At 54.1% G+C, this 3,725-nt stretch carries 4 protein-coding genes; 2 read left to right on the forward strand and 2 right to left on the reverse strand.

Annotation, left to right across the window (positions count from 1 at the left end):
• Positions 1–41: 41 nt before the first annotated feature.
• The gene (locus P8X75_14800) at positions 42–371 is read right to left on the reverse strand and encodes a DNA polymerase ligase N-terminal domain-containing protein (GenBank protein MEJ1996449.1); all 330 of its coding nucleotides are present in this window, start codon (positions 369–371) and stop codon (positions 42–44) included.
• A gap of 247 nt (positions 372–618) precedes the next feature.
• On the opposite strand from P8X75_14800, the gene P8X75_14805 reads away from it, so the two are divergent.
• Entirely contained in the window at positions 619–1,524 is a 906-nt protein-coding gene (locus tag P8X75_14805) for a patatin-like phospholipase family protein (GenBank protein MEJ1996450.1), read from the forward strand.
• A gap of 316 nt (positions 1,525–1,840) precedes the next feature.
• Positions 1,841–2,824: a zinc-dependent alcohol dehydrogenase family protein gene (locus tag P8X75_14810; GenBank protein MEJ1996451.1), complete on the forward strand. Its 984-nt coding sequence runs from the start codon at positions 1,841–1,843 to the stop codon at positions 2,822–2,824.
• A gap of 27 nt (positions 2,825–2,851) precedes the next feature.
• On the opposite strand, the gene P8X75_14815 is transcribed toward P8X75_14810, so the two are convergent.
• A complete protein-coding gene (locus P8X75_14815) occupies positions 2,852–3,385 on the reverse strand; it encodes a universal stress protein (GenBank protein MEJ1996452.1) in 534 nt (177 codons plus the stop codon).
• Positions 3,386–3,725: the final 340 nt, after the last annotated feature.

The raw sequence follows: 3,725 nt of genomic DNA on the forward strand, positions 1-3,725 counted from the left end.
GCTTTCTTATCTCCCGCATAATTTTCTTGCTCTGTTTTGTTCTAGAAATACACGCGTTCCCAGATAAGCACGGAAACCGCACCATATTGGCCTTCAGGGATCACGCCCTCGAACTCGGCGTAGTCCAGCGGAGGGTCCTCCGTTCGGATGGCCAAACGCTTTTCCGCGGGGTCAGTGGAGGGCCCTTTAGGCACGGCCCAAGAGACTAACGCCCCGCCTATTTCCAAACGGAAGTCAAAGTGATGGCTGGTCGCGTTGTGCTCCTGGACAACGAAACGCGGCAGGGAACCCTTCTTGGCAGGCGCCTTGCCGCCCGCCTTGGGTTCCGGTGTCTTGCGGAAATCCCGCTTTTTCTCGTATCGCCCTGTCATGTGACCTCTCGGGCTATCCGGCTGTGCCATCAAAAAAAGGGATCAGTCCGCCATACTCACACTAGACCTGAAGCAATCGAGCCTTCGCATCAAAAATTCAGAGGCTGAGGCCTGCTTATAGCCAGAGGCAGACGTAGGCTTAGTGCTCTCAATAAACGGTTCGGATCTGCAGATATCTATCCTTATGCTAGCAAACAGCCTGCATCTGTTGCCTGCCGCACAATAAGCGCCTCGAAAGGAATCCAATATGGCCGAAAAGAAGCGACCAAAAATTGGACTAGCTCTTGGTAGTGGTGGCGCAAGAGGTTGGTGTCACATCGGGATTCTGCGCGAACTCGATGCGATGGGATTAAAGCCAGACGTGATCTCGGGCGCTTCAATGGGTGCTCTTGTAGGAGCAATCTACGCGGGTGGAGCACTAGATGAATTAGAGAACTGGGCGCAGGAATTAACAGCGCGGGACTTTTTCGGAATGCTCGACATAAAGCCATCGTCTGGTGGGCTTGTTGAAGGTGGCGAGATTCTGAGCGTTATTCGACGGTTGGTGGAGCATGACCGGATTCAAGATTTGCCCATACCTCTCGCTGTCGTAGCTACGGACATGGCAACGGGTCGGGATGTTTGGATGAGAGAGGGGGATCTTGCAGAAGCCGTCCGCGCCTCGGTCGCCCTTCCTGGCATGATCAGCCCTTACCGGATCGAAGGCAGGTGGTTTCTAGATGGAGGACTTACCAATCCTCTGCCGGTTACTGCTTGCCGGATTTTGGGTGCAGAGGTCGTAATTGCTGCCAATCCAAACGGCCGATTCGACGGTACGTTCTGGGAAGAGCGCAAAGAAGAATTGCCCACGCTTTCGAGAACTTGGAGCGAGCGACTGCCGCATCTACCAGATGTGCTTAAAGATTTTCTTGAAAGTGAGAGAGAGGAAGAACCAAGGCCTCAGTACTTGGATGTACTAGCAGCTTCTATCGACATCATGACCGATGGCATACGTCGAGCGAAGCTTGCAGGAGACCCGCCTCATGTACTGCTTGATGCCCACCTCTCCAAGTTGTCGGTCATTGATTTTCATCGAGCGTCAGAGGCAATAGAGGAAGGGCGAAGAGTAGTAAAAGATAGTGCTGACGTTATCGCTCGGGCTGCGAAGCTATAACGTTATATGTTGGATTTTATTAAAGTGACTTCTCCCTTTTCGAATGGCAGGACAGATCTGCGACCCACGTGAGCGGCGTCCTGCATCTACACATTTGAGGACGTCCTTGGAGCTAATTCATTTCGGCAGAGGCTAATAGCAATTGGCTCGACCGAGGAAGAGGAGACAGGGACGAACCAGTCTTGATTCGGATCAAGGACTGTCTTTTGCCGCTCCCCCATTGTGAATACAGCTTGGACAGGATCACGAAGAAAGATGCGCCGCTGGCGGGCCTGCTAGGTCCGTGTTTCGGTCGCTCAGAAATGGGAGAGTTATCATGAAGGCGATGGTACTGAACGAGCTAGACCGCGACCTCCAGCTCTCAGAGATCGAAACGCCCAAGCCTACGGCCAATCAAGTCCAAATTGAGATCGAAGCCTGCGGCGTATGCCGGACAGATCTGCACATTGTTGATCATGATCTCAAGGCTCCAAAATTGCCTCTCATTCCCGGACACGAGATCGTAGGCCGAGTCAGCGCCGTTGGATCAAAAGTGAGTGGACTGAAGGCAGGCCAACGCGTTGGCGTTCCTTGGCTGGGTCATACCTGTGGAACCTGTCCCTACTGTCGAAAACACGAAGAGAATCTCTGCGATAAGCCGGGCTTTACCGGCTACACGATTGACGGCGGCTTTGCCGAGGCCTGCGTAGCTAACGCGGATTACGTTTTTCCCTTGCCAGAGAAAGCCGATCCGGTGGCGCTGGCGCCTCTCCTTTGTGCTGGTCTGATTGGATACCGGAGTCTCGCCATGGCAGGTGACGCAAAGCGTCTCGGTATTTATGGATTTGGCGCAGCTGCCCATATTCTGGCGCAGATTGCTGTTTGGCAGCGCCGCGATGTTTACGCCTTGACGCGCCCTGGCGATCGCGTTGCACAGGACTTCGCCCGCCGCCTAGGGGTCGCTTGGGCTGGAGGATCAGACGAGTGCCCTCCCTCCGAACTGGACGCCGCTTTGATCTTCGCGCCGGTTGGAAGCTTGGTGCCTATCGCGCTCAAAGCTGTCCGCAAGGGTGGCCGCGTCATCTGTGGCGGCATTCACATGAGTGATATCCCAAGCTTTCCTTATGCCGACCTTTGGGGTGAAAGGCAGATTAAATCAGTCGCCAATCTAACGCGACGCGATGGTGAAGACTTCCTAGACCTCGCCCAAAAGGCAGGCGTTAAGGCCGAAGTGACCCCCTATAAACTTGAGGAAGCGAACCGGGCACTAAGCGACCTTCGGGATGGTAAACTTCAAGGGGCTGCGGTCTTAGTACCTTAGGTTCTGCGAACCACCTACAAACCCGCGTTACCGAACGCTAATGCAGGTACAAGGCGCCATGTGCGATAGCTTGTGCGATACGCTGCCAACCATCAGCGCCTTTAGATCAGACAGGCCTCTTGCACCCGTAACGAGCAGGTCGGCATCCTCCGCCTCAAGGGTCTCCAGGACGCGAGTAACGGGATTTCCGTCTTCAATCCGCTTCTTGATTTTTGATGCTCCACGCTCTTTAGCTAGATCTTCGGCATAGTCGAGGATTTGCTCGCCAACAGCATGAAGCAACTCGCCTTCCGACGATATCCCTTCGGACGGGATCATAATTTCTAATGGCCAGCGGCCCTGCGGGATTGAAGAGAATGCTTCTCGCAGGCGTCGGCCACCCTCCGCGAAGAGATGTTCGACCTCAGCCATGTGACGAAGGTTCTCGGAGAGTTCTCCCCGAAGGAGCACGTGCAGTAGTACTACTTCAGCATCGTATTTAGATGCGAGATCCGCGCCGAATGTAACAGCTTTCTGAGCGTGGCCGGAGCCGTCCGTAGCAATAAGAACTTTCTTGATCATGTCATCCTCCCTCATCCGATATCTCAAAGTATCGAAGGGGCAGGCACATGCATTGACTTGCCTCAAGAGTTTCTCGGCTATGCCGCTGTTGATGTCCGTTTTAGCTAGAAGCGGACATTCCAAGTTCAGCTTGACTGAACGAAATTCCTGATAGTTCAGTGAGCGCGAAAAGGATCAATCCGTAAGGGGGTACAGATGAGACGCCTTGCGCTCTTAACGCTGGTGTTGGCCAGCCCAGCTCTTGCGGACATGCAGCCCATCGACGGGTTTGAAATCGATCGCACCGAAGTTACGGTTGGTCAGTATCGAGCGTTCGCTGAAGCGACGGGCTATGAGACCT

This window comes from Limibacillus sp., from assembly GCA_037379885.1.
In the GTDB taxonomy this organism is placed as follows: Bacteria; Pseudomonadota; Alphaproteobacteria; order Kiloniellales; family CECT-8803; genus JARRJC01.

Excerpts from the sequence above, each read along its gene's own strand:
- P8X75_14805 (MEJ1996450.1), top strand. The coding sequence starts at position 619 with ATGGCCGAAAAGAAGCGACCAAAAATTGGACTAGCTCTTGGTAGTGGT.
- P8X75_14815 (MEJ1996452.1), bottom strand. The coding sequence starts at position 3,385 with ATGATCAAGAAAGTTCTTATTGCTACGGACGGCTCCGGCCACGCTCAG.
- P8X75_14800 (MEJ1996449.1), bottom strand. The coding sequence starts at position 371 with ATGACAGGGCGATACGAGAAAAAGCGGGATTTCCGCAAGACACCGGAA.
- P8X75_14810 (MEJ1996451.1), top strand. The coding sequence starts at position 1,841 with ATGAAGGCGATGGTACTGAACGAGCTAGACCGCGACCTCCAGCTCTCA.